Origin of the sequence: Celeribacter persicus (assembly GCF_003050785.1) — a bacterium.
In the GTDB taxonomy this organism is placed as follows: domain Bacteria; phylum Pseudomonadota; class Alphaproteobacteria; order Rhodobacterales; family Rhodobacteraceae; genus Celeribacter; species Celeribacter persicus.
Map to the genome: position 1 here is coordinate 372,428 of NZ_QAOH01000001.1, position 25,562 is coordinate 397,989.

At 61.7% G+C, this 25,562-nt stretch carries 23 protein-coding genes, 1 pseudogene and 1 riboswitch; of the genes and pseudogenes, 12 read left to right on the plus strand and 12 right to left on the minus strand.

The features are described from left to right. Positions 1-36: 36 nt before the first annotated feature. Positions 37-924, minus strand: a complete 888-nt coding sequence (locus C8N42_RS01920; RefSeq protein ID WP_107814843.1) for a LysR family transcriptional regulator — start codon at positions 922-924, stop codon at positions 37-39. Between the two features lie 126 nt (positions 925-1,050). Between C8N42_RS01920 and C8N42_RS01925 the strand changes: the two genes are divergently transcribed. The 6 genes from C8N42_RS01925 (at position 1,051) to C8N42_RS01950 (ending at position 8,921) form a co-directional block, all read left to right on the plus strand. Continuing rightward, a complete protein-coding gene (locus tag C8N42_RS01925; protein WP_107814844.1) occupies positions 1,051-3,393 on the plus strand; it encodes a Tex family protein in 2,343 nt (780 codons plus the stop codon). A gap of 79 nt (positions 3,394-3,472) precedes the next feature. Then, a riboswitch (cobalamin riboswitch) is annotated at positions 3,473-3,684 on the plus strand. Positions 3,685-3,813: 129 nt separating this feature from the next. Beyond that, positions 3,814-5,670: a TonB-dependent receptor plug domain-containing protein gene (locus tag C8N42_RS01930; protein ID WP_107814845.1), complete on the plus strand. Its 1,857-nt coding sequence runs from the start codon at positions 3,814-3,816 to the stop codon at positions 5,668-5,670. Beyond that, positions 5,671-6,510 (plus strand): ABC transporter substrate-binding protein, encoded by an 840-nt coding sequence (locus tag C8N42_RS01935; protein ID WP_245889935.1) that lies wholly within the window; start codon positions 5,671-5,673, stop codon positions 6,508-6,510. Further along, positions 6,507-7,493, plus strand: a complete 987-nt coding sequence (locus C8N42_RS01940) for a FecCD family ABC transporter permease (protein ID WP_107814846.1) — start codon at positions 6,507-6,509, stop codon at positions 7,491-7,493. The genes C8N42_RS01935 and C8N42_RS01940 overlap by 4 nt, the downstream gene beginning before the upstream one ends. Continuing rightward, positions 7,490-8,239 (plus strand): ABC transporter ATP-binding protein, encoded by a 750-nt coding sequence (locus C8N42_RS01945; protein ID WP_107814847.1) that lies wholly within the window; start codon positions 7,490-7,492, stop codon positions 8,237-8,239. The genes C8N42_RS01940 and C8N42_RS01945 overlap by 4 nt, the downstream gene beginning before the upstream one ends. Continuing rightward, positions 8,232-8,921, plus strand: a complete 690-nt coding sequence (locus C8N42_RS01950) for an adenosylcobinamide amidohydrolase (RefSeq protein WP_107814848.1) — start codon at positions 8,232-8,234, stop codon at positions 8,919-8,921. The genes C8N42_RS01945 and C8N42_RS01950 overlap by 8 nt, the downstream gene beginning before the upstream one ends. A 171-nt stretch (positions 8,922-9,092) precedes the next feature. On the opposite strand, the gene C8N42_RS01955 is transcribed toward C8N42_RS01950, so the two are convergent. From C8N42_RS01955 to C8N42_RS01965, 3 genes are read right to left on the minus strand one after another with little or no spacing between them, the layout of a single operon-like run. Beyond that, entirely contained in the window at positions 9,093-10,259 is a 1,167-nt protein-coding gene (locus C8N42_RS01955; RefSeq protein WP_107814849.1) for an SAM-dependent methyltransferase, read from the minus strand. Then, positions 10,256-11,035 carry a DUF1365 domain-containing protein gene (locus tag C8N42_RS01960; protein WP_170109163.1) on the minus strand — a complete coding sequence of 260 codons (780 nt, stop codon included), beginning with the start codon at positions 11,033-11,035 and terminating at the stop codon, positions 10,256-10,258. Before C8N42_RS01960 ends, C8N42_RS01955 begins: the two co-directional genes overlap by 4 nt. After that, on the minus strand, positions 11,032-12,312 hold the full coding sequence (locus tag C8N42_RS01965; protein ID WP_107814850.1) for an NAD(P)/FAD-dependent oxidoreductase: 1,281 nt from the start codon (positions 12,310-12,312) through the stop codon (positions 11,032-11,034). Before C8N42_RS01965 ends, C8N42_RS01960 begins: the two co-directional genes overlap by 4 nt. A 229-nt stretch (positions 12,313-12,541) precedes the next feature. On the opposite strand from C8N42_RS01965, the gene C8N42_RS01970 reads away from it, so the two are divergent. From C8N42_RS01970 to C8N42_RS01980, 3 genes are read left to right on the plus strand one after another with little or no spacing between them, the layout of a single operon-like run. Beyond that, on the plus strand, positions 12,542-13,102 hold the full coding sequence (locus C8N42_RS01970) for a sigma-70 family RNA polymerase sigma factor (protein WP_245889936.1): 561 nt from the start codon (positions 12,542-12,544) through the stop codon (positions 13,100-13,102). Beyond that, entirely contained in the window at positions 13,099-13,728 is a 630-nt protein-coding gene (locus tag C8N42_RS01975) for a ChrR family anti-sigma-E factor (protein ID WP_107814851.1), read from the plus strand. The genes C8N42_RS01970 and C8N42_RS01975 overlap by 4 nt, the downstream gene beginning before the upstream one ends. A 3-nt stretch (positions 13,729-13,731) precedes the next feature. Continuing rightward, positions 13,732-14,466 (plus strand): SDR family NAD(P)-dependent oxidoreductase, encoded by a 735-nt coding sequence (locus C8N42_RS01980; protein ID WP_107814852.1) that lies wholly within the window; start codon positions 13,732-13,734, stop codon positions 14,464-14,466. Between the two features lie 6 nt (positions 14,467-14,472). Here the strand turns inward: C8N42_RS01980 and C8N42_RS01985 are convergent, their stop codons facing one another. Then, positions 14,473-14,877 carry a DUF2177 family protein gene (locus tag C8N42_RS01985; RefSeq protein WP_425430506.1) on the minus strand — a complete coding sequence of 135 codons (405 nt, stop codon included), beginning with the start codon at positions 14,875-14,877 and terminating at the stop codon, positions 14,473-14,475. Between the two features lie 249 nt (positions 14,878-15,126). Continuing rightward, positions 15,127-15,238: pseudogene (locus C8N42_RS01990) on the minus strand (DDE-type integrase/transposase/recombinase); the annotation flags it as partial. Between the two features lie 351 nt (positions 15,239-15,589). Between C8N42_RS01990 and C8N42_RS01995 the strand changes: the two are divergent. After that, entirely contained in the window at positions 15,590-16,324 is a 735-nt protein-coding gene (locus C8N42_RS01995; RefSeq protein WP_107814853.1) for a histidine utilization transcriptional repressor HutC, read from the plus strand. Between the two features lie 2 nt (positions 16,325-16,326). Here the strand turns inward: C8N42_RS01995 and C8N42_RS02000 are convergent, their stop codons facing one another. The 5 genes from C8N42_RS02000 to hutI are packed head-to-tail and all read right to left on the minus strand — an operon-like array spanning position 16,327 to position 22,083. After that, the gene (locus C8N42_RS02000; RefSeq protein WP_170109164.1) at positions 16,327-16,860 is read right to left on the minus strand and encodes a HutD/Ves family protein; all 534 of its coding nucleotides are present in this window, start codon (positions 16,858-16,860) and stop codon (positions 16,327-16,329) included. After that, a complete protein-coding gene (gene hutU, locus C8N42_RS02005) occupies positions 16,857-18,554 on the minus strand; it encodes a urocanate hydratase (RefSeq protein ID WP_107814855.1) in 1,698 nt (565 codons plus the stop codon). The genes C8N42_RS02000 and hutU overlap by 4 nt, the downstream gene beginning before the upstream one ends. Before the next feature lie 13 nt (positions 18,555-18,567). Further along, entirely contained in the window at positions 18,568-19,377 is an 810-nt protein-coding gene (gene hutG, locus C8N42_RS02010; protein WP_107814856.1) for an N-formylglutamate deformylase, read from the minus strand. Then, complete coding sequence (gene hutH / locus C8N42_RS02015) at positions 19,377-20,906, minus strand: histidine ammonia-lyase (RefSeq protein ID WP_107814857.1); 1,530 nt, start codon at positions 20,904-20,906, stop codon at positions 19,377-19,379. The genes hutG and hutH overlap by 1 nt, the downstream gene beginning before the upstream one ends. After that, complete coding sequence (gene hutI / locus C8N42_RS02020) at positions 20,899-22,083, minus strand: imidazolonepropionase (protein ID WP_107814858.1); 1,185 nt, start codon at positions 22,081-22,083, stop codon at positions 20,899-20,901. The genes hutH and hutI overlap by 8 nt, the downstream gene beginning before the upstream one ends. Before the next feature lie 150 nt (positions 22,084-22,233). Between hutI and C8N42_RS02025 the strand changes: the two genes are divergently transcribed. Then, complete coding sequence (locus tag C8N42_RS02025; protein WP_107814859.1) at positions 22,234-23,568, plus strand: formimidoylglutamate deiminase; 1,335 nt, start codon at positions 22,234-22,236, stop codon at positions 23,566-23,568. A 38-nt stretch (positions 23,569-23,606) separates the two neighbouring features. Here C8N42_RS02025 and hisC read toward each other — a convergent pair whose 3' ends face one another. Continuing rightward, on the minus strand, positions 23,607-24,710 hold the full coding sequence (gene hisC, locus C8N42_RS02030) for a histidinol-phosphate transaminase (protein ID WP_107814860.1): 1,104 nt from the start codon (positions 24,708-24,710) through the stop codon (positions 23,607-23,609). A 75-nt stretch (positions 24,711-24,785) separates the two neighbouring features. Between hisC and C8N42_RS02035 the strand changes: the two genes are divergently transcribed. Continuing rightward, positions 24,786-25,562 carry an SDR family NAD(P)-dependent oxidoreductase gene (locus C8N42_RS02035; RefSeq protein ID WP_107814861.1) on the plus strand — a complete coding sequence of 259 codons (777 nt, stop codon included), beginning with the start codon at positions 24,786-24,788 and terminating at the stop codon, positions 25,560-25,562.

Consider the following 25,562-nt stretch of genomic DNA (forward strand, 5'->3'; position numbering starts at 1 on the left):
AATATCGTTAAATCGTCAAACAATAGCAAAATCCTATCAGATCAGCTCGGACAACCGTCCTGCCTCGACCAATAGAGCGGCCAGAACCGGCGTGTTCGGATCGCGATGCGGCGCAATCAGCCCGACACGATGCCCAACCTCCCCACCCGACAGCGGAATGCGATCCAGCGCCTTACCCTCTGTCAGGAAACGCGCGATGCCTTCGGGTAGAACAGTGATCCACCCGCCGCTCTCTACATGGGCGATCAACACCACGGTCGAGTTCGATTCGACCCCCACTTCCGGCATCACACCGAAAGCACTCAGGTTCCGATCAATGATCCGCCGGTTCTGCATCTCCGGAGACAAGAGGCACATCGGAACCCCGTCGAGATCGCTCCAATCGACGCTTTTGCGCCCCGCGAAAACACCGCCTTGCGAACTCACAACCATATACCGTTCCTCATAAAGCGGCACAGCACTGACCCGGCCCAGCGGCTCGTTGTCGAGGTATGTCAGCCCCGCATCGACATCGAGATCGTCCAGCATCGTCAGGATTTGCGATGAGGGGCGCGACAGGATCGAGAGCCGTACATTGGGATGCGCCTGCATGAACACGGTCGAAATCCGCGCCGCCCAGGTCAGCGCCGTCGGAATCGCCGCGAGTCTGAGTTGCCCTGAAAGCCCGTGTTTCGTCGCCCGCATTTCATCGCGCAACTGCCGACTGTCGGCGACAATCTTGCGTGCCCAGACGAGCGCCCTTTGCCCCTCCGGCGTCAATCCGCCGAAGCGTGACCCACGGAAAATGAGCTGCACACCGAGTTGATCCTCAAGCTGCTTGATCCCCGCCGAAAGGCTTGGCTGGGTGATCCCGAGCGAGAGCGCCGCACGGCCGAAGTGCCCTTCCTTGGCGACGGCGATGAACATTTCGAGTTTGCTCAGCATGACGAAAATCCGATCAAGAATAAAGATTCCGATAGAAATATCATATCGACCGTCGACAAGCCATCTCCCCTCTTGGCGCCCCTGCCCGCGCGGGCTAAGACAGATCTCCCGACAGGAGGACAAGATTTGAGCACGCCCACCGATCCGCAGACCGCCGCCCGTATCGCCCGCACCATCGCCACCGACATTGCCGCCTCGCAGACACAAGTCACAGCAGCCATCGGGCTTTTGGACGAGGGCGCGACCGTACCGTTTATCGCGCGGTATCGTAAGGAGGTCACGGGCGGGCTTGATGACACGCAATTGCGTCTGCTGAACGACCGCCTGTCGTATTTGCGTGAATTGGAAGCGCGCCGGGTGACGATCCTCAAATCCATCGAAGATCAGGGCAAGCTGACCGACGATCTGAAACGCACCATTGCAGGCGCCGAAAGCAAATCGACCCTTGAAGACATCTACCTGCCTTACAAACCCAAACGCCGGACCAAGGCGATGATCGCCCGCGAAAACGGGTTGGAGCCACTGTTGTCCGCGATCAAGGCGGATCGCTCTGTCGATCCCGAAAAGCTGGCCGAAGCCTACATCACCGAAACCGTACCCACGGTCAAAGACGCCCTGAACGGTGCGCGCGACATCGCGACCGAAGAGCTGTCGGAAAGCGCCGAACTCTTGGGCAAGCTGCGTGATTTCATGCGGCGCGAGGCACTTGTGACCGCCAAAGTCATCGCGGGCAAGGAACAGGAAGGCGCGAAATTCTCCGACTATTTCGACCATTCTGAGAAATGGTCCGACATCGCGTCTCACCGCGCGCTCGCCATCCTGCGCGCCGCCAAGGAAGAGATCGTCACCATGGAGATCGCACCCGAACCGGAAACCGGAGCCGACCGCGCCATCGCCATGGTCGCCTCTTATCTCGGCACCTCGTCCGATCAGCCGGGCGATCTTTGGCTCCGTACCGTCGCACGCTGGGCCTGGCGGGTGAAATTCGCGATTTCGCTGCACATCGACCTGTTGGGCGAGTTGCGCCAGCGCGCCCATGAGGACGCGATCACCGTCTTCTCACGCAACCTCAAGGACCTTCTTCTGGCCGCCCCGGCTGGTGCCAAGGCAACGCTCGGCCTCGATCCGGGCATTCGCACCGGCGTCAAAGCCGCTGTGGTCGACGCCACCGGCAAGCTCTTGGAAACCGCGACGCTCTACCCGTTCCAGCCGAAAATGGATATGCGCGGGGCGGAGGCGAAAATCATTGATCTGGTAACGCGGCACGGCGTTGAACTCATTGCCATCGGCAACGGCACCGCCAGCCGCGAGACCGAAAAGCTCGTGGGCGAAACGCTCAGGCTGCTGCCGCCGTCTCTCAAAGCCCCGACCAAGGTCGTGGTCTCTGAGGCGGGGGCCTCGGTCTATTCCGCCTCGGAACTGGCCGCACAGGAATTCCCCGATCTCGACGTGTCCTTGCGCGGCGCTGTGTCAATTGCCCGCCGCCTTCAAGACCCGCTGGCGGAACTCGTGAAGATCACGCCTGAAAGCATCGGTGTCGGCCAGTATCAGCACGATGTCGATCAACGCCGCCTGTCTCAGGCGCTCGTAGCCGTGGTCGAGGACGCCGTGAACGCCGTTGGGGTTGATCTGAACATGGCCTCCGCGCCGCTTTTGGCGCAGGTCGCCGGTCTCGGCCCATCGTTAGCCCAAAGCATCGTCATTCACCGAGACATCCATGGCGCCTTCCCGTCGCGCAAATCGCTCCTGAAAGTCTCCGGTCTCGGTCCGAAAGCCTTCGAGCAATGCGCGGGCTTCCTGCGCATCCGTGATGGCGAAGAACCCCTCGACGCCTCCTCCGTGCACCCCGAAGCCTACGATGTCGCCCGCGAAATCGTCAAAGCCTGTGGCCGCGACATGCGCGACATCATGGGCAGGCCAGAGGCGCTCAAGGGGCTGCGTGCCGAGCAGTTCGTCACCACGGATTTCGGCCTGCCCACCGTGCGCGATATTTTCACGGAGTTGGAAAAACCCGGCCGCGACCCACGCCCCGAGTTCAAAACCGCCACCTTCACCGACGGGGTCGAGGACATCAAAGACCTCAAACCCGGGATGCGACTTGAGGGTACGGTGACAAACGTCGCGGCCTTCGGCGCGTTTGTCGACATTGGCGTGCATCAGGACGGGCTGGTCCACGTCAGCCAATTGGCCGACCGCTTCGTCAAGGACCCGCATGAGGTGGTGAAAGCCGGGGACATCGTCTCTGTCCGTGTGACCGAAGTCGACATCCCCCGCAAACGCATCGGGCTTTCGATGCGCAAGGACGGTGGGGCATCTTCCGAGCGGACCGCTCAACAGCCGCGCAACGGCGCACCGAACCAGAACAAAGGCGGCAGACCCCGCGGCCCGAACACGCCCAAACCTCGTACCCCTGAAAGTCAGGGCGCATTCGGCGCGGCCCTCTTGGACGCGATGAAGAAAAAACGCTGACCCGCCTTCCGCGACGTGACGCGACAACAAGACTGGCCGGAAAACGGGCCTGAGAATCTTGACTTCTCCGGCCATTTCGCTTTTCTGCACCCATTCAAGTTCCGGCGACCATCCGGATGAAAAGGGAACACGGAACGGTCCTTTGCGCGCTTGCCAAGGACCGAAGCCGTGGCTGCCCCCGCAACTGTGAGCGGTGAGCGAGGCCAACCATAGCCACTGGGACCTCCCCGGGAAGGCTGGCTGTCGCCGAGATCCGTGAGCCAGGAGACCTGCTTGGATGATCACCCTTTCCCGGGCGCGGGGCGCGTCACGGAAGCGGCACATCCGCAGCGGTGACGCTCTCACTGTCTGCGGAGATATCCTCCGGCAGATGCGTTTCAACCGACGAGGCCCCCGGCCCCGTTCCACGAGGATTGACATATGCCTGTCAAACACAGCCTGCGCGTGTCGCTTCTGACCACCGCCGCACTTATCCTGCCCTTCGCCGCTCAGGCCCAGAGCTTCGAAGACACTCCCTACTTGCTCGATGAGATTATCATCTCCGGCAGCCTCACCCCCGTCCCCGCCAGCAAAACCGGCGCAACGGTGGAAAAACTCGACGCCGCAGCCATCGCGGACGCCGCAGTGCCGACACTTACCCTGCTCGATAGGTTGCCCGGTCTCTCTTACTCCAGCAACGGTGGCATCGGGTCTACGTCCTCCCTGCGCATTCGCGGCCTGCCCGCCGCCTATGTTGCCACCCGCATCAACGGCATTGATGTCACCGACATGACCGGCAACAAGATCGCCTACGACTTCAACGGGCTGGTCGGCTTCGGCATCTCCTCCATCGAGGTGCTCAAAGGCTCGCAATCCGCGCTTTACGGCTCCGAGGCCGTCGCGGGCCTCATCGACATCCGCACCGACAATGCCGTCGCACCGGGCTATAACACCACGGTCGAACTCACTGCGGGCAGCGACAACACATATGCCGCGGGCCTTTCCACAAAAATGGAAAGCGACAGCGGCATGCTCTATTTCAACCTGTCGCATATGAAGACCGACGGGTTCACCAACCGCCCGGGCAATGACGAGAAGGACGGGTTCGAGGGCACCAATCTCACATTTGGCTTGGAACAGGACTTGAGCGATGTCGTGACCGTGGGTCTGACGGGTCTCTACATGACCTCTGAGTCGGATTTTGACCGCTCCGCAACGGATCCCAGCGGATACGCCACCTACGACAGCAAGGGACTGCGCGCCTACACCCGTTTCGACACCGGAGCGGTTCAGCACGAAATCGGCGTCTCCCTGTTCGACATCGACCGCTCCGACCCGCTCGCCCCGGCCTATTACACCCGTGACTTCTCCGGCAAACGGCGCTCCGTCGATTATCTCGGCAGTGCCGAGCTGTCCGCTGCCTCCACCCTGTCCTTCGGCCTCGAATACACCGAAGAGGACTTCACACTGAACGATCTGCAAAGCGACGGCTCGCTCACGGAAACCAAGGGGGGGGACGACACCTTCTCCGCCAAGGCTGAATGGCTCTTTGCGCCGATCGACACGCTCGATCTCTCCGCCGCACTGCGCTACGATGATCATTCCGATTTCGGCAACCACATCTCCGGCCGGCTCGCAGCCGCTTGGGAAATCGCCCCCGACTGGACCGTCCGCGCGGTTCTGGGCACCGGCTTTCGCGCCCCCTCGCTCTATGAACGTTACAGTTCCTACGGCAAAGAAGACCTGAAAGAGGAAACCAGCCGAAGCGCCGAACTGGGGCTCGAACGCCGGTTCAGTGACACGGACTTCCTCAAGGGTACGCTGTTCTACACCGAAATCGACGACCGCATCGACTATGACTTTGCCACCTCGACCTACAATCAGGTCAAGGGCACCACGACCTCCAAGGGCATCGAACTCTCCGGTCAGTACGCCCTTTCCGAGCGCGTGTCCCTCTTCGGCAACTATACCTACACCGATGCGGAAACCGCTGGTGCCCGCGCCGAACGCATTCCGCGTCACGATCTGGTCGTCGGCCTCGACGCCATTTTGAACGACCGCATCAGCGGCCAGTTCACGGTGCAGCATGTCGCCGATACCGTCCCGAGCGCCTATGCGCCCGCGGATCACAAGGTGGGTGACTACACGCTGGTCAACGCCAGTCTGTCCTACAAGCTCAACGACGCGACCGCACTATCGCTGCGGATCGAAAACCTCACCGATGAGGATTACGAAACCGCCGGCGGCTACAACACCCCGGGCCGTTCGGCCTATCTCGGTCTCAAAGCGTCCTTCTGAGTGCGCTTCCCAGATCTCATAACACTCACCGTCGCCCTTGCTCTCGCGGGGGCGGCGGTTTTTGCCGAAGAGGCAGATGCGATCCCCGAACGTGTCGTCTCGGTCAACCTGTGCACCGATCAGCTTGCCATGATGATTGCCGCCCCCGGCCAGCTCGTCTCTATCACCGAATATGCCCGCGACCCGGAGGCCTCCGTGATGGTCGAAGAGGCGCAAGCCTACCCGGTGAACCATGGGCAGGCCGAAGAGATCTATCTCATGGACCCCGATCTCGTCGTCGCCGGTCAATACACGGCGCGGGCCACGGTCTCGATGCTGCGGCGGCTTGGCATTGAGGTTATCGAGTTCGCCCCCGCCAACAGTCTCGCCGACGTGTCCGCGAACATGCTCAAGATGGGAGAAGCGCTTGGCCGACAAGATGTGGCGCAAGCCATGGCCGAGGATTTTGTCCGACGCCTTGCCGAGATAAGTCCGACGCAGATCCGACGCCCCACGGCGGCCACCTATGCCGCCAATGGCTATAGCACTGGGGCAGAAAGCCTCTCCGGCGAGATCATCGAAGCTGCCGGGTTTCACACGCTGGCCACCGAGCTTGGCCTTCCCTATGGCGGTTTCCTTCCGCTTGAAGCGCTGATCATGGCCGATCCCGATCTGGTGATCTTTGGCCGGGACCAACCGGGGCAGGCCCGCGCGGAGGAGGTTCTCTCCCATCCTGCCTTGACCCGTCTGACCGGCGGTCATATGGCGTTGCAGGACCGGGACTGGATTTGCGGGTTGCCCGCCGTGATCCGCGCGGTCGAAAGGCTGCGGGTTGAGCGCGAGAGGCTGGACAACCGATGAAATACCCCGCACTGATATTCCTTCTCAGCCTTTTGGTCGCTGTGCTTTTCGCGCTGTCACTGGTGATCGGCGTGATCGAGGTCGGTCCGATCGAAAGCCTTGTGGCGCTGTTTCGCGACAGCGAAGGTCCACTCAGCATAGTGATGCGCGAGATCCGTCTGCCGCGCGCGCTCCTTGGCGTCATGGTGGGCGTGAGCCTTGGCCTGTCCGGCGCGGCGATGCAGGGCTATCTGCGCAATCCGCTGGCCGAACCGGGGGTGATCGGCATTTCCGCCTCCGCCGCACTCGGCGCCGTGATCGCCCTGCAAAGCGGCTTTTCCGCCCTCTTCGCCCTGGCCCTGCCGCTCTCCGCCCTGACCGGCGCAGCCACCTGTGTGATCCTCATCCTACTCCTTGCCGGGCGCGGTGGTGGCACGCTGTCGCTGATCCTCGCAGGTATCGCCATTTCCGCGCTGGCCTCCGCGCTGACCGCGCTGGTGCTCAACCTCTCGCCCAACCCGTTCGCCGCCAATGAAATTGTCTTCTGGATGATGGGATCTCTGGCGGATCGCTCTTTCCTGCATGTCTGGACCGCCTTGCCGGTGATGGCCCTGGGCTGGCTGCTGCTGTCGCTCACCGGGCGCGGGCTCGACCGTTTAACTCTGGGTGAAGAAGCCGCCGCCTCAATGGGTGTCGATCTCAAACGACTGCGGCTGATCCTTGTGGCCGGCGTGGCCGCATGTGTCGGCGCCGCCACCGCCGTGGCCGGTGCCGTGGGCTTTGTCGGCCTCGTCATCCCCCATATCCTGCGTCCCTTGGTCGGAGCCCGCCCGGCCCGGCTCCTGCTGGCCTCCGCTCTGGGCGGGGCCGCGCTCGTGCTGATCGCCGATGTCGCCGTGCGGCTGATCCTTCCCGGGCGCGATCTCAAGCTTGGCGTGCTGTTGGCGCTCGTCGGAGCACCGGTATTCTTTCACCTGATCTGGCGCATGCGGGGACAGCCATGAGCCTGCTGTCCGTCCAGAACCTCAGCGTCCGGCGCGGGGCCCGTCTCACGCTTGATCGGGCGTCCTTCTCAGTAGAGCCGGGCGAGTTCGTCGGCCTCATCGGCCCCAACGGTGCGGGAAAATCCACTCTGTTGCGCGCCGCTCTCGGGCTGATCCCGGCGGAGGGCGACAGCTCCCTTGCCCGCCTTTCCCCCGCCGCCCGCGCCAAGGCCGCCGCCTGGTTGCCGCAAGCGCGAGAGATTGCCTGGCCGGTAAGTGTCGTACATCTGGTGTCCTTGGCACAGAATGAACGTCAGGACGCGACCGAGGTGATCGCAGCCCTCACCCGCATGGACCTCATGACCTATGCCGAACGCCCCGCAACCAGGCTATCCGGCGGCGAACAGGCCCGCGTGTTGATCGCCCGCGCATTGGCGCAGGACACACCGCTTCTGCTGGCCGACGAACCCACCGCCGGTCTCGATCCGGCACATCAGATCGGCACGATGCAGACCTTTGCCGCCCTCGCCGCCGAAGGCCGTGGCGTCATCACCTCTCTGCACGATCTCGGCCTCGCCGCGCGTCATTGCACCCGGCTGATCGTCATGTCCGAGGGCCGGATCGTTGCCGATGGCGCGCCGCGCGCGGTGCTGACCGAGGCGCTTCTGGCCGAGGTCTTCGCGATCCGCTGTCACCTGTCGGAAACCCCCGAGGGGCTTGTCGTGCAACCGCTGGCCCAGATCGTACCGGGCGCACAGCATGGGTGACATCTTTCTGAGGCCGCATCTGGAGCGCCCCTGGCTGATCGCCGATCTGGGAGCCCCGATGCGGGTGCTGAGTTTCGCGCCCTATCGTCCCGGTTTCGTCACCGCCCGTCACATCGTCTGGCGCGAGCTGAAGAATGCCGATCTGCCGGTCGGGCTTGAGGTCGACGACTGGATCGGCCCGGAAATGGCGCGCGCCGGTCATGTCGATGCCGTAGGCCTTCTGACCTCGCGGAACATCACCAAATTCAAACGCAGCGAGGCGACGGTGGAGGACGCGCGCGTCGCGGCCCTTGCCACCGTGGGCCTGGGCAATGCCGAACGCATCGGCGCGCGCACGCCGCGCGACTGGGCGGTGGAAACCTATGGCACGATCAATATCGCCGTCCAGACCGACACACCGCTGATCGAAGCTGCCCAGATCGAAGCCCTCACCATCGCGGCACAGGCCCGCACAGCGGCGGTCATGGAAGCGGGCCTGCGCTTTACCGGAGGGCCCGTAACCGGTACCGGCACGGATTGCATCGCGCTCGCCGCCCCGGCAGGTTCGGGGGCTTATGCCGGGTTGCACACGGCGCTCGGCGAAGCCATCGGACGAGCGGTGTACAACGCCGTGGCGGAAGGCGCCGCCGAATGGGTGCGGGAAAATCCCGTGATGATGCGCAAGGTCTTCGGCGGCGCGTGACCGGAACGGGCTGTGTCGGGCTTATTTGCCAGTCGAGCGCTTCACCGTGAGCCAAGAGAGGATCGGCCATTCCCGCTTAATGTCGCCAGCGCCACCACGACGCGCAGAAACTTTTCCGGGAAAGCAAATACAGTAACTGCGGGACCTTTTCGGCCACATTCGCCCACAGCTTCAGTCTGTTTCTCCGACATGGGCGAACTCGATTTGCACCACATCGCAGCGCCCGGTCTCAAAAGCGGCGGCGCAGCCCTCAAGATAGAATTGCCAGCACCGCAGGAAGCTCTCATCATAACCGAGGCGACGAATTCGCTTCTGTTCCGCCATCATCCGTTTTGACCAGAGGCGACAGGTGCGGGCGTAATCCTTGCCAAAAGCGAAGCTGTTGCGCACCGTCAGCCCGGCGCGGGAGGCCTCTGCGACCATGCGGGCGTTACAGGGCAGCATACCGCCCGGAAAGACATGTTGGCGCATGAAATCCGAGCGGGCGCGATAGACCGAGAACTCGACATCGGGCACGGTGATCGCCTGCACCATCGCCCGTCCACCCGGCGCGAGCCGCGCCTTGAGCGTCGCGAAATAGTCAGGCCAATAGCGTTCGCCCACCGCCTCGATCATCTCGATGGACACGATATTGTCGAATTGCCCGGTAACCTCGCGGTAATCCTGCAACCGGATTTCGGCGCGCCCATCGAGCCGTGCATCGGCATAGCCCTTTTGCGAAGGCGACAGTGTGATCCCCGTCACACGATGACCGCGTTCGGCAGCCGCCTCGGCGAAACCGCCCCAGCCGCAGCCGATCTCCAAAAGACTCTCGCCTTTTGAGAGGCGTGACAGGATACGGGCGTTCTTGCGCGCCTGTGCGCGCTCAAGATCGTCACCTTCGGCAAAGAACCCGGAGGAATAGGTCATGCCGGGATCGAGCCAGAGCTGGTAAAACTCGTTTCCAACATCGTAATGCGCACGAATGTTGCGTGCAGAGCCACGCAGGCTGTTGAGCCGCACGATCCTGTCCACAAGCCGCATCCCCGCGCCTTGAAGCCGCCCCGGCTCTCCCCAACGCGACAACCCCCCGAGGTTTTTCAGCGCGATTTTCAGCACGTCTTCCAACCGTGTGCTGTGCCAGTCTCCGGCGATCCACCCTTCGCCAAGCCCGACATCGCCGCGCAACGCCAGACGCTGCAACATGCGCCAGTCACGAATGTGCAAATCGGCTTCCGGCCCTTCGGTCCCGAAGCGATGGCGCACACCTTCGGGCGTGATCAGGGTCAGACGGCCATGGTCAATGCCTTCAAGGGCGCTGAGGAAACGGGTCTTAAGTGTATGGGGCGCGAGGGTCATGAGGAAATCTCCGCATCGGGTGGGGACGGGCGTTTGCGATAGACCGCACCTTTCAGTTTCAGCCGCAGCGCCTGCCAGTAAATCTGTGCAATCACGCGCAGCGCACCGCCCGGACGGCGCAGAACGCTCAGGAGAATTGCACGGTTCGTCAGGGGCCGGAGAGGGCCGGTCATGGCGGTGTCGATCCCGCTCTCACCGTCGATCTGACTGATGCGGATGGCGATCCGCTCCGGCTGAACAGCGAAGTTGAAGCAATACTCTCCGGCGATGTCCTGAAACGGCGAGACGTGAAACACCTTTGTCGCGCAGAGCGGCGTTGTCTCGGTGATCGGCGCGTGATCGGGGTGGGACAACAGATAGCTGTGGCGCTCCCCGAATGTGTTGTTCACCTCGGCGATGACCGCGATGAGACTGTTCCCGTCAATCGCCAGCCAGAAACTGACCGGGTTAAACCAGTAGCCCAGAAACCGTGGCTGCGTCAGAAGCGCGAGCACCAGCCCGTCGTGCGGCGTGATGCCGATCTTCGCCAACTGCTGCCAGGCCCAGACGCTGCCGGTGCCGTGACCGCGCGGTCCGCCGTGGTCGATATCGTGAAACGCGATGAGGTTGAACCGGTTGCGTCCCATGAAACGCGGCGTCCAACAAAAATCCGGCGACAGCAGTACGAAGTCGGCGCGCGCCCGAAACGTATGGCGTAAGGCCCCACGGCGAGCATGCATCAGCGTGGCGGGCATCGCCAGAATCTCGCCGGAGTGCAGTCGCGATGCCAGCGTCATAATATCACCTGTGCCGGAGTCAGGTGACGTGCCACACGCATCGCGGTGGCAAAACCGTCCTCGTGGAACCCGTTGCGCAGCCATGCCCCGGCAAACCAGGTGTTGCGATGGCCCTGACGGGCAGCGATCCGCTCCTGCGCCACAATTGCGGCCTGATCGAACAGAGGATGATCGAAGGTCTTCTCGTCATAAATCAGTCGCTCGTCGATCTCTTGGCCCGGGTTCAGCGAGACGAAAAGCGGATCGTCTTCGGGAATGTTTTGCAGCTTGTTCATCCAATAGCTCACGCCCACGCCGCTGCCTGTCTGATTGTGACTGACCCATGAACTCCAACAGGTCCGGCGCCGCGGCATCACCCGCGTGTCGGCATGCAACACCGCCCGGTTGGGTTGGAAACGAATGGCGGAGAGGTTCGCACGCTCTTCCGTATCGGCATCGCTGAGCATCATCAGGGCCTGATCGGAATGGCAGGCGAAGATCACATGGTCGAAACTCTCGTCCTGCCCGCCATATGGGCGCACCGTGATACTGCCCTCCTGCCGCGAGACCGCCTTGACCGGAGCACCGGGGCGCAGATCGACATTGAGACGCACAAGAGCCTCGGTCAGTCTGGAGACATAGGAAATCGAACCGCCCTCGACGGTCCACCATTGATAATGCCCCTTGTGCGACATCAGCCCGTGATTGCGCATGAACCGAATGAGCGGACGGGCCGGAAACGCGCCAATGTCGCTTTCTGGCGTGGACCAGATCGCCGCACAGAACGGGAAAAGATAATGGTCCCGAAAGCGCGCACCGAGCCCCATGATCATCAGCAGTTCGGCGATGCTCGCACTCGGTGCATAACCAAGCACACGCTCTGCCTCCGCGTTAAACCGAAGAATGTCTCGGATCATGCTGTAGAACCCGGAAACGACCAGATTGCGACGCTGGCCGAACAGAGAATTGAGAGAGCGCAAGGCATATTCCACTCGACCGTTGTCCAGTGAGACGCCGAAACTCATGTCGCTCTTCACGATGGGCACGTCGAGATCGCGAAACAGCCCCGTCAGATACGGATAAGTGACATGGTTGAACACGATGAATCCGGTATCGACCGGTTGATCCCCATTGCGTCCGGCCATGACGGTACGCGCATGCCCGCCCAGTCGCGGCTCAGCCTCGAACAGGGTGACCTGATGGTGAGGGGCCAGAAGCCAGGCCGCGGACAGGCCGGAAATCCCGCCGCCGATGACGGCGATACGCTGCGGCGCTCCTTTGGTGACATCGAAAGGCATGTGCGTCCTCATTTGCTTTCAAAGGTCTACGGCACAGCCCCGCCAACGGATCAATTACGTGGAAAATATTTGCGGAAAAATATTTCGAGTGATCCAGCAGCGGCGCGAGCGCGTAGTCCCCGGCATGACAACTCTGGATACATACTCCGGTCGGGATGAACGTCCCGCGCTCTTGACGCCACAGCCTGCGGTGCCAGAGTGCTGTGTGAAAGAGCGAAAGGTAGGTCCCGTGGCGAAGCCGAAGGATGATATGTCCGAGATGACGCGCGATCTGATCGCGGTGCGCGACGGGCGCGACCGGGAGGCTTTCGGACGGCTGTATGATTACTTCGCGCCGCGCCTCAAAGGCATAATGATCCGATCCGGCCTGCGCGACGGAAGCGCCGAAGATGCGGTTCAGGACGTGATGCTTTCGGTCTGGCACAAGGCCGCGCAATTCGACCCGCACCGTGCCGAAGCCGCCGGCTGGATTTACGGCATCGCCCGCAACCGGCGCATTGATCTCGCACGTCGTCGGCCGCTCTCGCTTCCCGAGGAACTACCGGAGCCCGAAAGCCTTGAGCCGGATCAGGCACAGGTGATCGCTCTCCAACAAGAGGCCCGCCATCTGGCCGAGGCGCTCGACCGCCTTGCGCCCGAACAGGCCGAAGTTCTGCGGGCGGCTTATTTCGACGACATTTCCCACAGCCGGATCAGCGACGCAAAGGGGCTGCCGCTCGGCACGATCAAATCGCGCATCCGGCTTGGACTGGAACGCCTCAGGCACGAACTGAGGGATATTGCACCATGACCGACATCCGACACCATATTCCCGATGATGTTCTCGACGCCTACCGCGCGGGAACCCTGCCACATGCCTTTGCCGTGGTTGTCGCCGCACATATCTCGATTTGCGATGCGTGCCGCGCGCAGCTTGAAGCGAGCGACATGGTCGGTGGCGCATTGCTTGCAGGTGAGCCGAAAGCGCAGATGCGCCCGGAGGCACGCGCACGTCTTATGGACCTGCTCGACACGCCGCCCCCACCCGCGCCGCGCGGTTCGGGTGTGTTTCCCGCACCTGTGATGTCCGAGTTGAACGGGCAACCGCCGCGCTGGCGCATGCTGGGCGGCGGTATCCGGCAACAAATCCTCTTTGCGGATCGCTCCGGCTCACTGCGCCTCCTTTATATTCCGCCGGGCAAAGCCGTACCCGAACATGGCCATCGCGGGCTGGAACTCACCCTCGTGCTACAGGGCAGTTTCTCCGACAGCGAAGGCGAATTTGTCCGCGGCGATGTGGAGGCGGCCCATGACGAGATCGACCACCAGCCGGTCGCAGGCCCCGGCGCGCCCTGTATCTGTCTGGCGGCCACAGATGCCCCCTTGCGCTTTCACGCCATGGTGCCGCGGCTCTTGCAGCCGCTGTTCCGGATTTGAGCCATGTCATTCGCCGGGCAACGTATCTGGATCATCGGTGCCAGTGCCGGCATCGGTGCGGCGCTGGCGCGGGCATTGGCGCATGAAGGCGCAGATCTCGTTTTGTCCGCGCGCGATGCCACGGCGCTTGAAACGCTCGCGAAGGACTGCGGCGGGGCACAGATCGAACCGCTCGATCTGGCAAAGCGCGACACTCTTAAAGCCGTGAGCCAAAAGCTTGCGGGCACAGCGCCGTTTGATGCCATAATCTGCACCGCAGCCCTCTACGATCCCGCCCGCGTGGCCGATCTCGACCCGGAGCGCGCGGAGGCGATGGTGCACGTCAATCTTCTGGGCACGCTCGACGTGGCGCGCCTCTGCCCACCGCTCATTCGCGATGGCGGGCAGCTCGTGCTGTTCGGCTCGGTCGCCGGATATTTCGGCCTGCCGGGCGGTCAGCCCTATTCCGCGACCAAAGCCGCGATCAACAATCTGGCAGAAAGTCTTGCTGTGGAACTGGCTGCGCGCGTCCGGGTGCGTCTGGTCTGCCCCGGCTTCGTGCGCACACGTCTGACAGAAAAGAACGCATTCCATATGCCCGCTGCGATTTCACCCGAAGAGGCCGCCGCAGCGGTGCTGCGCGGCATGGGCAAGCGCGGGTTCGAGATTCATTTCCCGCGCCGCTTTACCCTAACGATCAAGCTGTTGCGAGCCCTGCCCTATGCGCTCTCGCTGCGGCTGACCCGGCGGCTCGGATAAGCCCTTTTAAGCCAATCGCCCGCTCAGCGCCGCAACCCCCGCCCAGGCGGAAAACCCGGTCAGAGCCATGCCCCAAAGGCTGTCGATCACAACCTGTTTCCATGACCAATCCGCAAGCGTCGCGTAATTCGTCATTTCATAGGTGCCATAGCACATCAGTCCCAGAACGATCCCGCCCACGAATGCCTGCACAGGCGTCCCGGATTTCAACGCCGGGAGCGACACGAACCACAAAATTCCCGCCACATAGGCCAGATAGAACAGCGCCGCCGGCCCGAGGCGCAACGGTTCGACCAGAAGGTGTCCTATGTGGCGCTCGAACACCGGCCGGATCAGGAAACGGATGCCTATGACATCAAGCCCCAGAAAGACCACGGCGGTCACGATATAAAGCAGAGCGGTTTGCATCATCGGTTTCGGGCTCCTGTTGGCGGCAGTTCTGTGAAATACGTCGCGCCAACCTCACCGGATCACTTTCCCTGCCATCCGAAGCGTCTTGTCTTGAACGCTTCTTCCTCGCCAAGCTTGTGAACCCGATGTTATGCGCCCTGCAAAATCCGCCCGCATGTAACCAGCCGTGATGTCAAAGCAATCAGAACTGCCATGCTTTATCATTGTTTTCCTTAGAAACTTTAGCACTACCTTCTCATCGCGGGTTTAGGTTACAAAGCTTTCCAACACCTCTCCCCTCATGATCGACGACGCGCCAAAGGTAATGCCGTTCGCCATTGATCTTCACAAACATCTCGTCCAGATGCCAGCGCCATGGGCTCGACTGCATGTTTGCGGTCCGGCGTTTGTTCATTGAAGTAAACTACGAAACCGTCCTTCCCGCCTCAAGCCATGGTCTTCTGACAAGGCCATTTAAGTATATGCTTTTGGAGACAAAAGCGCGATATCAAGCACAAGATATACGACGATATGAAGACTTATCATTGTCAGAAACGAAACAGCGTCAATGGTGTAGAATGCATCGAACGGGACCCGGATTGTGGGGAAACCACAGAGTTCGCTGCGCGAGGTATATACTTGTGAGGCAGCATCACGCTATCAGGGTTACAAAGCCGCTTTCCTTGACTATGACGGAACGGGAACGGCAGCGCGAGGGGCGACGAGTAAAAGAATGGCGATAGAAAAATCAGATACGCTGCACGGTCGGATCCTCGAAGAATTCTCGAGCAATATCGTCGATGGCACATGGCCGCCGGGATATCTTTTGCCGAAAGAGACCGAGTTGGCGGAGCAATACGGCGTTTCGCGGATGACGATGAACAAGGTGTTGACCCGCCTTGCCTCCGAGGGATTCGTGATCCGTCGCAAGCGCAGCGGTACCGTTGTCGCGCAGCCGCGCGCGGAATCTGCGGTGTTCGCGATCAACAATATCGGCGAAGAGGTGGCAGCACTCGGGCGGCGGTACAAATGGTCGCTCCTGTCGAGCGATAGCCGCGCGGGCAATGCGCAGGATCGCCGACTTTTGGGCCTGAACGAAGACGAGGCAAAGGACAATTCCCTGTTCTTGCAGGGGTTGCACTTTTCGAACGACGAACCCTTTTGTCTCGAGACGCGGGTGATCAACACAAAAATGGTGCCCGATGCCTTGGGCGTGGATTTCGAAAAAGATGTGCCCGGGTCGTGGCTATTGACCACCATGCCCTGGACCAAGGCGCGCCATCATGTGCGGGCAATCAATGTCTCCGGGCGCGATGCGACGCTCTTGGAATTGCCCGTTGGGGCGGCCTGTCTCGAAGTGCTGCGCCGAACGCAGATCGACGCCCATTGGGTGACCTGCGCGCGATTGCTCTATCCAGGAGAAGCGCATCAGCTGATCGCCGAATTCGACGGCAAAATCGGGGGCTGATCTCAGAGCTGACAGCGGACGGTCAAAACGAGCGTACCCTCGGGGACAATGGTCTTTCTCAGGAGTAGCTCTTGGAGGTCGTGGCGTTTCAACCCAAGCGCGCAATGATCCTTCAAGGCAAAAAGATAGGCGGCAAGGAGGCCTTCGACCGCAACCTCATCGCCGCCTTGATAGACCGCGCCTTTGAGCGGCGCACGCACCATGAGGTTGAGATCGAGAAGCGCTTCATCCAGAAGTTCGGCGACACAGGGCACCTCCCCCGAAAAGGCATGCGGCACCCCATCGGGATGGCAGGTGATCCTCTCCCCGGTCTCAAATCTCAGACGCATCGCGCCGCCTTCAATCACGGTCAGAACACGGTCGATGCCGGGAAACACGGAAAACGGACCGGACTGGCAGACCTTCGCGGTGCTGATCCGCCAGTCGAAATCATCAAAGCCCGCGCCCTCGGGATGACAAAGGATTTCCGCGGTCTCGCCACCACCATTTTTCCAGGAGGCGAAGTGACGCTCCATCCCCGGGTAAATCCGGCTCATACGCCGAGAATCCGTGGCAAGCGCAGGCCATGCGCTTTCGCGCATTCGATGGCCTCAGGATAGCCCGCATCAGCGTGACGCCAGACGCCGGAGGCCGGGTCGTTCCAGAGCACGCGCTCAAGACGTTTCGCGGCTTCGGGGGTGCCATCCGCACAGATCACTACGCCCGCGTGTTGCGAAAAGCCCATGCCAACGCCGCCGCCATGGTGGATCGACACCCAGGTCGCGCCCGAGGCGGTGTTGGTCAGCGCATTGAGAAGCGGCCAGTCAGACACAGCATCCGAGCCGTCCCTCATCGCTTCGGTCTCACGGTTCGGCGAGGCAACAGACCCGCTGTCGAGGTGGTCGCGCCCGATCACCACCGGGGCTTTCAACTCGCCATTGGCAACCATCTCATTGAACTTGAGCCCCGCGCGGTGCCGGTCGCCCAGACCGATCCAGCAAATCCGCGCCGGAAGGCCTTGGAAGGCGATGCGCTCCTGCGCCATATCGAGCCAACGATGCAGGCCCTCATTCTCCGGGAACAGCTCTTTCATCGCCTGATCGGTCTTGTAGATATCCTCCGGATCGCCCGACAGCGCCGCCCAGCGGAACGGCCCGATGCCTTTGCAGAACAGCGGCCGGATATAGGCGGGCACAAAGCCGGGGAAAGCAAACGCGTTTTCCAACCCCTCTTCCTGCGCCATCTGGCGGATGTTGTTGCCATAATCGAGCGTCGGTACGCCCGCGTCCCAGAACCCGACCATGGCCGCGACGTGATCTTTCATAGAGGCGCGCGCGGCGCGGTTCACCGCCTCCGAATCGCTCTCCTGTTTGGCGCGCCATTCGGCGACGCTCCAGCCCTTCGGCAGATAGCCGTGGAAGGGATCATGGGCCGAGGTCTGATCGGTGACGATATCGGGGCGACCGTTGGGCAGGGCCTCACCCGCCTGCATCCGACGCAGAATTTCGGGGAAAATCTCGGCAGCATTGCCGATGAGCGCCACGGATTTCGCCTCACCCGCCTTGGTCCATGCCTCGATTATCGCCAGAGCTTCGTCGAGATCATGGGTCTTCTCGTCGCAATAGCGGGTACGGATACGGAAGTCGGCGCGGGTTTCGTCGCATTCCACGGCGAGACAGCAGGCACCCGCCATCACGGCGGCCAGAGGTTGAGCCCCGCCCATGCCCCCGAGTCCCCCGGTAAGGATCCATTTGCCGGTCAAATTGCCATCATAATGCTGACGTCCCGCTTCGGCGAAGGTCTCGTAGGTGCCCTGCACAATGCCCTGCGCGCCGATGTAAATCCAGGACCCGGCGGTCATCTGGCCGTACATCATCAGGCCTTTCTTATCGAGTTCGTTGAAATGTTCCCAATTGGCCCAGTTCGGCACGAGGTTCGAGTTGGCGATCAGAACGCGCGGCGCGTCCGTATGGGTGCGCACGATGGCAATCGGTTTGCCCGATTGCACCAACAGCGTCTCGTCGGCCTCCAAATCCTTGAGCGCGGCAACAATCGCATCGAAATCGTCCCATGTCCGCGCCGCACGCCCGATGCCACCGTAGACCACCAACTCATGCGGGTTCTCGGCCACATCCGGGTGCAGGTTGTTCATCAGCATCCTGAGTGGCGCCTCGGTGAGCCAGCTTTTGGCATTCAGCTTAGGGCCGGTGGGCGGGAAGATGTCGCGTTGATTATGACGGGGATTGGTCATCGGTTCAGGCCTTTCAATGCTGTGGCGCACGTCCTGCGGCTTTGGCGGCGCACAGGATACGTGTCAGAATGTCGGTGAGTTGCGGGCGCAGGATCGCGCATTTCGCGTCGCTCAAGGCGAAGGGGGGCGCTTCGGTGTCGAGATGCGAGGCTTGCGCCAGTTCCATCTGGATCGCGTGGATACCCGTGTCGGGTTGACCATAATGACGGGTGGTCCAGCCTCCACGGAAGCGACCGTTAAGGACCTCTGTCCGGCCCATCGCCTGAGTGCCCGCATGGGCTGCGGCCTCAATCAGTGGGTCGCAACTGCGCCCCATGTCGGTACCGATGTTAAAATCGGGCAAAGTACCCTCGAAGAGCCACGGGATGACCGAGCGGATCGAATGGCAATCATAAAGTACCGCATAGCCATGGAGTGCTTTCACCCGCGCAAGTTCGGCAGCGAGGGCCGCGTGATAAGGCGCGTGGAACAGGGCGGTGCGGCGTGTGATCTCATCCGCGTCAGGCTCTTCGCCTTCGCGCCAGATCGGCACATTGTCAAAAGTCGTCTCTGGCACAAGCCCCGTCGTCGTCTGACCGGGATAAAGCGATTGTCCGGAAGGATCGCGGTTCGCGTCGATGACATAACGATGGAAGGTCGCCTGAACCATCGTTGCCCCTTCGATAAGGCCATCATAGAGCTTTTCTATATGCCAGTCGGTGTCGCGCAAAAGCTGCCCTTCGTCGTTCAGCTTGGCATGGATGTCGTCGGGCACATGGGTGCCGGTATGGGGAAAGCCCAGAACGAGCGGGCTGTTGCCGCGTGTGATCAGGACCGGTTCCATCAGAAGACCTCGGGCAGCAAATCATAGACCGGGCGCGCGAGATTTCCGGAATGGACAAGCTCCGCCGCCGCCTCAAGATCGGGTGCCATGAAGCGGTCATCAACGATGGCGGCAACGTCTTCGCGCAGGCGCGAGATTGCGGCGGTGAGCGGGGCGGAGGTGGTCAGCGGCCCGCGCAGCTCGACGCCTTGCGCGCCGGTCAGCGCCTCGATCCCGATGATATGAAACAGGTTCTGCGTCATTTGAAGCAGGCGGCGCGCGCCATGACAGGCCATAGACACATGGTCTTCCTGATTGGCCGAGGTGGGGGTCGAGTCGACCGAGGCCGGATGCGAAAGCTGTTTGTTCTCACTCATCAGCGCGGCAGAGGTCACTTCGGCAATCATAAGCCCGGAGTTGAGGCCGGGTTTCGGCGACAGGAAAGCTGGCAGGCCAAAGCTCAGCGCCGGATCGACCAGCATGGCGATCCGGCGTTGCGAGATTGCGCCGATTTCGGCCACAGCGAGAGCGATCATATCGGCGGCAAAAGCAACCGGTTCGGCATGGAAGTTCCCGCCCGACACGACCTCGCCATCCGAGAGGACAAGCGGGTTGTCGGTGGCGGCATTGGCTTCGATTTCCAGCGTGTTTGCGGCCTGGCGCAGAAGATCGAGACAGGCGCCCGAGACCTGCGGATGGCAGCGCAGGCAATAGGGGTCCTGGACACGCTCGTCATTCTCGGCATGGCTGGCGCGGATTTGCGACTGGTCCAAAAGATCGCGCAGGGTCTTTGCCACTTCGATCTGGCCACGATGGCCGCGCAGGGTGTGAATCTCCTCAGCAAAAGGTGCGGTCGATCCCATCGCGGCATCGGTCGACAAAGCGCCGGTCACGATCGAGCCTTGCAACGCGCGTTCGGCACGGAACAGGCCAGCAAGTGCCAGCGCGGTCGAGACCTGTGTCCCGTTGATCAGCGCAAGGCCTTCCTTGGCCGAGAGCGTGACTGGCGACAGACCGGCGCGCGACAAGGCCTCCCGCGCGGCGAGGCGCTCACCTTGGTAAAAGGCCTCGCCTTCGCCGATCATGGCAGAGGTCATATGCGACAACGGTGCGAGATCGCCGGAGGCGCCCACGGAACCTTTCTCTGGAATAACCGGAATGACGCCCGCAGAGAGCATGGCCTGCATCAGATTGACGATGTCACGACGAACGCCCGAGGCACCGCGGCCCAGCGACATGAGTTTCAGCACCATGATCAGGCGCACAATCTCCGGCGCGAGCGGAGCACCGACGCCGCAGCAATGGCTGAGGATCAGGTTGCGCTGGAGCGTCGCCACATCGGCACTGTCGATGCGGATCGAGGCGAGTTTCCCGAAGCCAGTGTTGACGCCATAGACTGGTGCATTGCCTGCGGCCACTTCCGCGATGCGCGCGGCGGCACGGTCGATGCCCGGATAGGCCGTCTCCGAGAGCGCCACATCGGTCGCGTTCCAGTAAATATCGGCAAGGGTGCGCAGGGCCACCTGCCCGGGGATGAGCGTTTCAACCATGAGTGACGGCTCCTTTGAAAATGCGTTTGTGCAGGGGGTGATGGCCAAGGCGGCCAACAAGCTGGGCGGGACGTTCGACGTCCCAGACCGCGAGGTCTGCGGCTGCGCCGGGTTTCAGAACGCCGATCTCGCCCGCGCGGCCAAGCGCCTGTGCGGCATGAACGGTGACGGCATCGAGACATTCGCGGACGGTCAGCCCGAACAGCACCGCACCCATATTCATCGTAGTCAAAAGCGACGAAAGCGGCGAGGTGCCCGGATTGCAATCGGTCGCCAATGCCATCGGAACGCCAGCTTTGCGCAGCACGGCAACGGGCGGCTTTTGGGTTTCGCCCAGCATGTAATAGGCGCCGGGCAAGAGCACAGCGACCGTACCCGATGCGGCAATCGCTGCAACTTCCGCCTCACCCGCATATTCGAAGTGATCGACGGAGAGCGCGCCGAATTCGGCGGCAAGCGCTGTGCCTCCCGAGCGCGTGAGCTGTTCGGTGTGCAGCTTGACCGGCAGGCCAAGCTCTTGTGCCACCTCGAACAAAGGGCGGATGTCTTCGGCGGAGAAGGCGATGGATTCACAGAACGCGTCAACGGCATCCACGAGCCCCTCGGCATGTGCCGCGCGCAGCCCGACGATGGCGACGTCGTGAATATAGTCGGTTTTGCTGCCATCAAAATCCTTGGGCATGGCATGCGCCGCCAACCATGTGGTGACGACACGCACGGGGCGAAGGGCCTCGACGCGGCGGGCGGCGCGCAGCATGTTGAGCTCAGACTCGATGGACAGGCCGTAGCCGGATTTGATCTCAAGCGTCGTCACACCTTCGCACAGCAACGCATCAATGCGGGAGAGCGACGCCGCGACCAGTGCCTCGGGATCAAGCGCACGGGTGGCCGCAACGGAAGAGACGATCCCGCCGCCTGCCCGTGCGATGTCTTGGTAAGTCGCGCCTTCGAGCCGCATTTCGAATTCGCCGCTCCGGTCGCCGCCATGAATTATATGCGTGTGACAGTCGATCAGCCCCGGCGTTACAAGCCGCCCTTCGCAATCGAGGATTTCGTGGCCGTCCTGCGCAAGCCCTGTGCCGATGGCAGTGATGCCCCCCCCTCGCATGGAGATGTCGACAAGATCGGCGACGTCAAAGGCGAGGCGGGCGTTTTTCAGGAGGATCGGATCGGACATGGGTTCCCTGCTTGCGTCTTAGTGGCGGGTATTTTTAGAGCTTTGCGCCTACTTTTAATAAGTATATACATATAAAAATTACTTGGAAAGACGATTCTTTGTCTTTTCACTCTTCGGCAGGGAAGTGCCGGAACAAAGGAGCAGCGAAACATGATCTTTGCGGACAAGGCCCTCTTGCCATCCGGCTGGGAAAACAACGTTCGGATCGAGGTAATGGACGGGAAAATCGGATCGGTCAGGGTCGGCACTCCAGCCCAGCCGGGTGATACGCGAGTGAGTGCGGTGGTCGCCGGCATGCCCAATGTGCACAGCCACGCGTTCCAGCGCGGCCATTCCGGTTTGACAGAGATTCGCGGCGCCGGGCGCGAAAGTTTCTGGACCTGGCGGGAGATGATGTATCGTTTCGCGCTCTCCGTGACCCCCGAGGATGTCGGGATTTTAGCTGAAATGGCCTATGTGGAGATGCTTGAAGCCGGTTATACACGCGTTGGCGAGTTCCACTATCTCCATCACGGTGCGGCTGGCACACCCTATGAAAACCCCGCTGAATTGTCGGAACGAATTTTCGCGGCAGCGGAGCACACGGGGATCGCCCTGACCCATTTGCCAGTCTTCTACGCTCATGCAGGATTTGGCCCACAGGCACCGAATGCGGGTCAGCGACGGTTCATCCATTCGCTCGATGCTTTCGTCGATCTCGTTGCCCACTGCGAGGCCCGTCGAACCCGCCCACAGGACCGCGTCGGCTTTGCCCCGCATTCCCTGCGCGCGACAAGTGCAGAGGAACTGGACGCGCTTTGCACCGCACTTCCGGGGCGAAAAATACATATACATATTGCGGAGCAGGTGAAGGAGGTTGAGGACTGCCTGGCCTTTTACGGCCAGCGTCCGGTCGAATGGCTGTTCGATCATGCCGAGGTGAATGCCGACTGGTGTCTGATCCATGCCACGCATCTGACCGCAGACGAGACCATGAAAATCGCAGCCTCTAAGGCGGTTGCAGGCCTCTGCCCCGTCACCGAGGCCAATCTCGGCGACGGTCTGTTCCCGGCACCGGAGTTTCTCGCGGCAGGCGGGCGCTTTGCCATCGGGACGGATTCCAACGTCCGGATTGATGTAGCCGAAGAGCTGCGCATTCTCGAATATGGTCAACGTCTCACCGCCCGCGCGCGCAACGTGCTTGCCCGCGAAGGCGGATCGACAGGGCGTCACCTGTTTGACGCGGCATCCACGGGCGGGGCGCAGGCGCTCGATGCCCCAGCGCCGCAGATCGCCAGTGGTGCGCCTGCCGATCTGGTGGCGCTGGCCGATCCTCTGGGTCTGGGACAGGGGGATGCTTTGCTGGATCGCTGGATCTTCGGTCGTGATGTGGCCCCGAGCGATGTCTGGGCTGCGGGCGTTCATGTCGTGCAATCGGGGCGGCATATTCACCGGGATACAGTGCAGGCGAGGTTCGCCGAGGTACTGCGGCGCGTGCTAAACTGAGCCGCGCCGTGCGAGATTTGAAACGCTAAGGTCCGGCTCTAAAGGATCCGGGCCATGGCCTCCAGAAACTGGTCATTTTCCCAGCCGAGACCGACCGAAACCCGCAGGAAGCTCTCAAACCCCTCTTGCTTCCACGGTTTGACGATGACGCCGTGATCAATGAGGCGATCCGCAACCTCGGCAGAGGGTTGCCCACAATCGACAAACAGGAAATTGCCCCTGGACGGCAGAACGCGCAAGCCGAGCGCGGTCAGCCCCTCAGCCATCCGTACCCGCTCGCGCAGGGTATCGGCGATGGCCTCCGCCATTTCATCGGTGTGGGTTAGGGCCGCGAGCGCTGCCGCCTGCGCCACCGCATTGGTGTTGAACGGTGTGCGGACGAGGTGCATGGCGCGGATCACGTCGTCGCTGTTGGAGATGCCATAGCCAATCCGCAGACCCGCCAGACCATAGGCTTTCGAGAAAGTGCGCAGGATCAGGAGCGGCTTGCCATGTGTGGCGAGGCGTTCGACCGCCGAGGCATAATCCGGCCCCGCCGCATATTCGACATAGGCCTCATCGAGACAGAGAAGGCTCTCGGGATGTTGCGCCGCAAGCAGCGCGTCGAGCTCGTCGGGACCGAGCCAGAGCCCCGCCGGGTTCATCGGGTTGGCCAGAAGAGTCAGCCGCACCGGGCGCGAGGCGGCCGCGAGCAGAGCGTCGATGTCGATCTCATAGGACGGGGTCAGGCCGATGCGGGTCACCGTGGCGCCCATCATGGTCGCGTAATCTTCGTGGAGTGGAAAGGACGGGAAGAGCGTCACCACCTCGTCGCCTGCATTGAGTACGGCGCGCGCCAACACATTGAGCAGATCTTCCGATCCGTCACCGAGGATCACACGGGATTTTTCGACACCGGTCTGACGCGCGATTTCATCGGCCAGAGCACGGGCAGACGGATCGGGATAGATGAAGGGGCGTGCAATCGCATCGCGCATCGCGGCCTGAACCGCGTCGTTCGGACCGTGCGGGTTTTCGTTCGAGGCGAGCTTGGCGATGCGATGCCCTTTGGCGCGGGCAGCGATATCGTCAACCGTCAGCCCTGAGTTATATAGTTTGAGACTGCCGAGTTCTGGTCTCGCGGAAAACTTGGGAGGTGTCATGGGGAAACTCCGTTGACTCAATTGGGGCGATCGGCTAAATTATGTATAGACATATAATTATGGAAAGCAGGGCGGATGCAAGTTGAAAATGATGACAATGACGATCTGACGTTCAATTTTTCGGGGAAAACCGTCTGCGTGACCGGCGCGAGCCGAGGCATCGGGCGTGAAATTGCATTGGCTTTTGCAAGGGATGGAGCGCATCTCATCCTGACGGCGAGAAATGCGGAGGCACTGGAACCCGTGGCCGCAGAAATCCGTGCGCTTGGCGGCGATGCAACCTGTCTCTCTGTTGATCAACGCAGCGTGGAGACGATCCGCAGCCAGATCGCGCCGCTTGGCCGCATCGACGTTCTGGTGAACAATGCTGGCGTCGAAGAGGTGTGCGATACGCTCGATATCGACGAAGCGCTTTGGGACAAAATCGTCGATACGAATCTCAAAGGTGCCTTCTTTGTTGCACAGGCCGCCGCAGCCAAGATGGCTGGCTTTGGGGGCGGTTCGATCATCAATCTGGCGTCCCTGACCTCTTTTGTCGGCGTCCCTGGAGCGGTACCTTACAGTGCCTCGAAAAGTGGGGTTTTGGGGATGACGCGCGCCTTGGCTGCCGAATGGGCGCCCAAGGGCATTCGCGTCAACGCCATCGCGCCCGGATATTTCGAAACCGACATGACCAGCGTGTTTTATGAGAACAGGGAGTGGGTCGCTCAGATGGTGGCAAACATCCCTGTCGGGCGTTTGGGTCAGCTTTCCGACCTGACGGCTGCCGTCGAATTCCTCGCCTCAAGCGGCGCGAAATATGTCTGTGGCCACTGTATCGTCATTGATGGCGGATATCTGGCTAAGATTTAG

What these genes read in the sequence shown, in the direction of transcription:
- C8N42_RS02035 (WP_107814861.1), top strand. Translation starts at nt 24,786, where the DNA reads ATGCAAGTTGAAAATGATGACAATGACGATCTGACGTTCAATTTTTCG.
- hutG (WP_107814856.1), bottom strand. Translation starts at nt 19,377, where the DNA reads ATGGAACCGGTCCTGATCACACGCGGCAACAGCCCGCTCGTTCTGGGC.
- C8N42_RS01950 (WP_107814848.1), top strand. Translation starts at nt 8,232, where the DNA reads ATGGGTGACATCTTTCTGAGGCCGCATCTGGAGCGCCCCTGGCTGATC.
- C8N42_RS01965 (WP_107814850.1), bottom strand. Translation starts at nt 12,312, where the DNA reads ATGCCTTTCGATGTCACCAAAGGAGCGCCGCAGCGTATCGCCGTCATC.
- C8N42_RS01960 (WP_170109163.1), bottom strand. Translation starts at nt 11,035, where the DNA reads ATGACGCTGGCATCGCGACTGCACTCCGGCGAGATTCTGGCGATGCCC.
- hisC (WP_107814860.1), bottom strand. Translation starts at nt 24,710, where the DNA reads ATGACACCTCCCAAGTTTTCCGCGAGACCAGAACTCGGCAGTCTCAAA.
- C8N42_RS01985 (WP_425430506.1), bottom strand. Translation starts at nt 14,877, where the DNA reads ATGATGCAAACCGCTCTGCTTTATATCGTGACCGCCGTGGTCTTTCTG.
- C8N42_RS01940 (WP_107814846.1), top strand. Translation starts at nt 6,507, where the DNA reads ATGAAATACCCCGCACTGATATTCCTTCTCAGCCTTTTGGTCGCTGTG.
- hutH (WP_107814857.1), bottom strand. Translation starts at nt 20,906, where the DNA reads ATGGTTGAAACGCTCATCCCCGGGCAGGTGGCCCTGCGCACCCTTGCC.
- hutU (WP_107814855.1), bottom strand. Translation starts at nt 18,554, where the DNA reads ATGACCAATCCCCGTCATAATCAACGCGACATCTTCCCGCCCACCGGC.
- C8N42_RS01920 (WP_107814843.1), bottom strand. Translation starts at nt 924, where the DNA reads ATGCTGAGCAAACTCGAAATGTTCATCGCCGTCGCCAAGGAAGGGCAC.
- C8N42_RS01955 (WP_107814849.1), bottom strand. Translation starts at nt 10,259, where the DNA reads ATGACCCTCGCGCCCCATACACTTAAGACCCGTTTCCTCAGCGCCCTT.
- hutI (WP_107814858.1), bottom strand. Translation starts at nt 22,083, where the DNA reads ATGTCCGATCCGATCCTCCTGAAAAACGCCCGCCTCGCCTTTGACGTC.
- C8N42_RS02025 (WP_107814859.1), top strand. Translation starts at nt 22,234, where the DNA reads ATGATCTTTGCGGACAAGGCCCTCTTGCCATCCGGCTGGGAAAACAAC.
- C8N42_RS01945 (WP_107814847.1), top strand. Translation starts at nt 7,490, where the DNA reads ATGAGCCTGCTGTCCGTCCAGAACCTCAGCGTCCGGCGCGGGGCCCGT.
- C8N42_RS01930 (WP_107814845.1), top strand. Translation starts at nt 3,814, where the DNA reads ATGCCTGTCAAACACAGCCTGCGCGTGTCGCTTCTGACCACCGCCGCA.
- C8N42_RS01995 (WP_107814853.1), top strand. Translation starts at nt 15,590, where the DNA reads ATGGCGATAGAAAAATCAGATACGCTGCACGGTCGGATCCTCGAAGAA.
- C8N42_RS01980 (WP_107814852.1), top strand. Translation starts at nt 13,732, where the DNA reads ATGTCATTCGCCGGGCAACGTATCTGGATCATCGGTGCCAGTGCCGGC.
- C8N42_RS02000 (WP_170109164.1), bottom strand. Translation starts at nt 16,860, where the DNA reads ATGAGCCGGATTTACCCGGGGATGGAGCGTCACTTCGCCTCCTGGAAA.
- C8N42_RS01975 (WP_107814851.1), top strand. Translation starts at nt 13,099, where the DNA reads ATGACCGACATCCGACACCATATTCCCGATGATGTTCTCGACGCCTAC.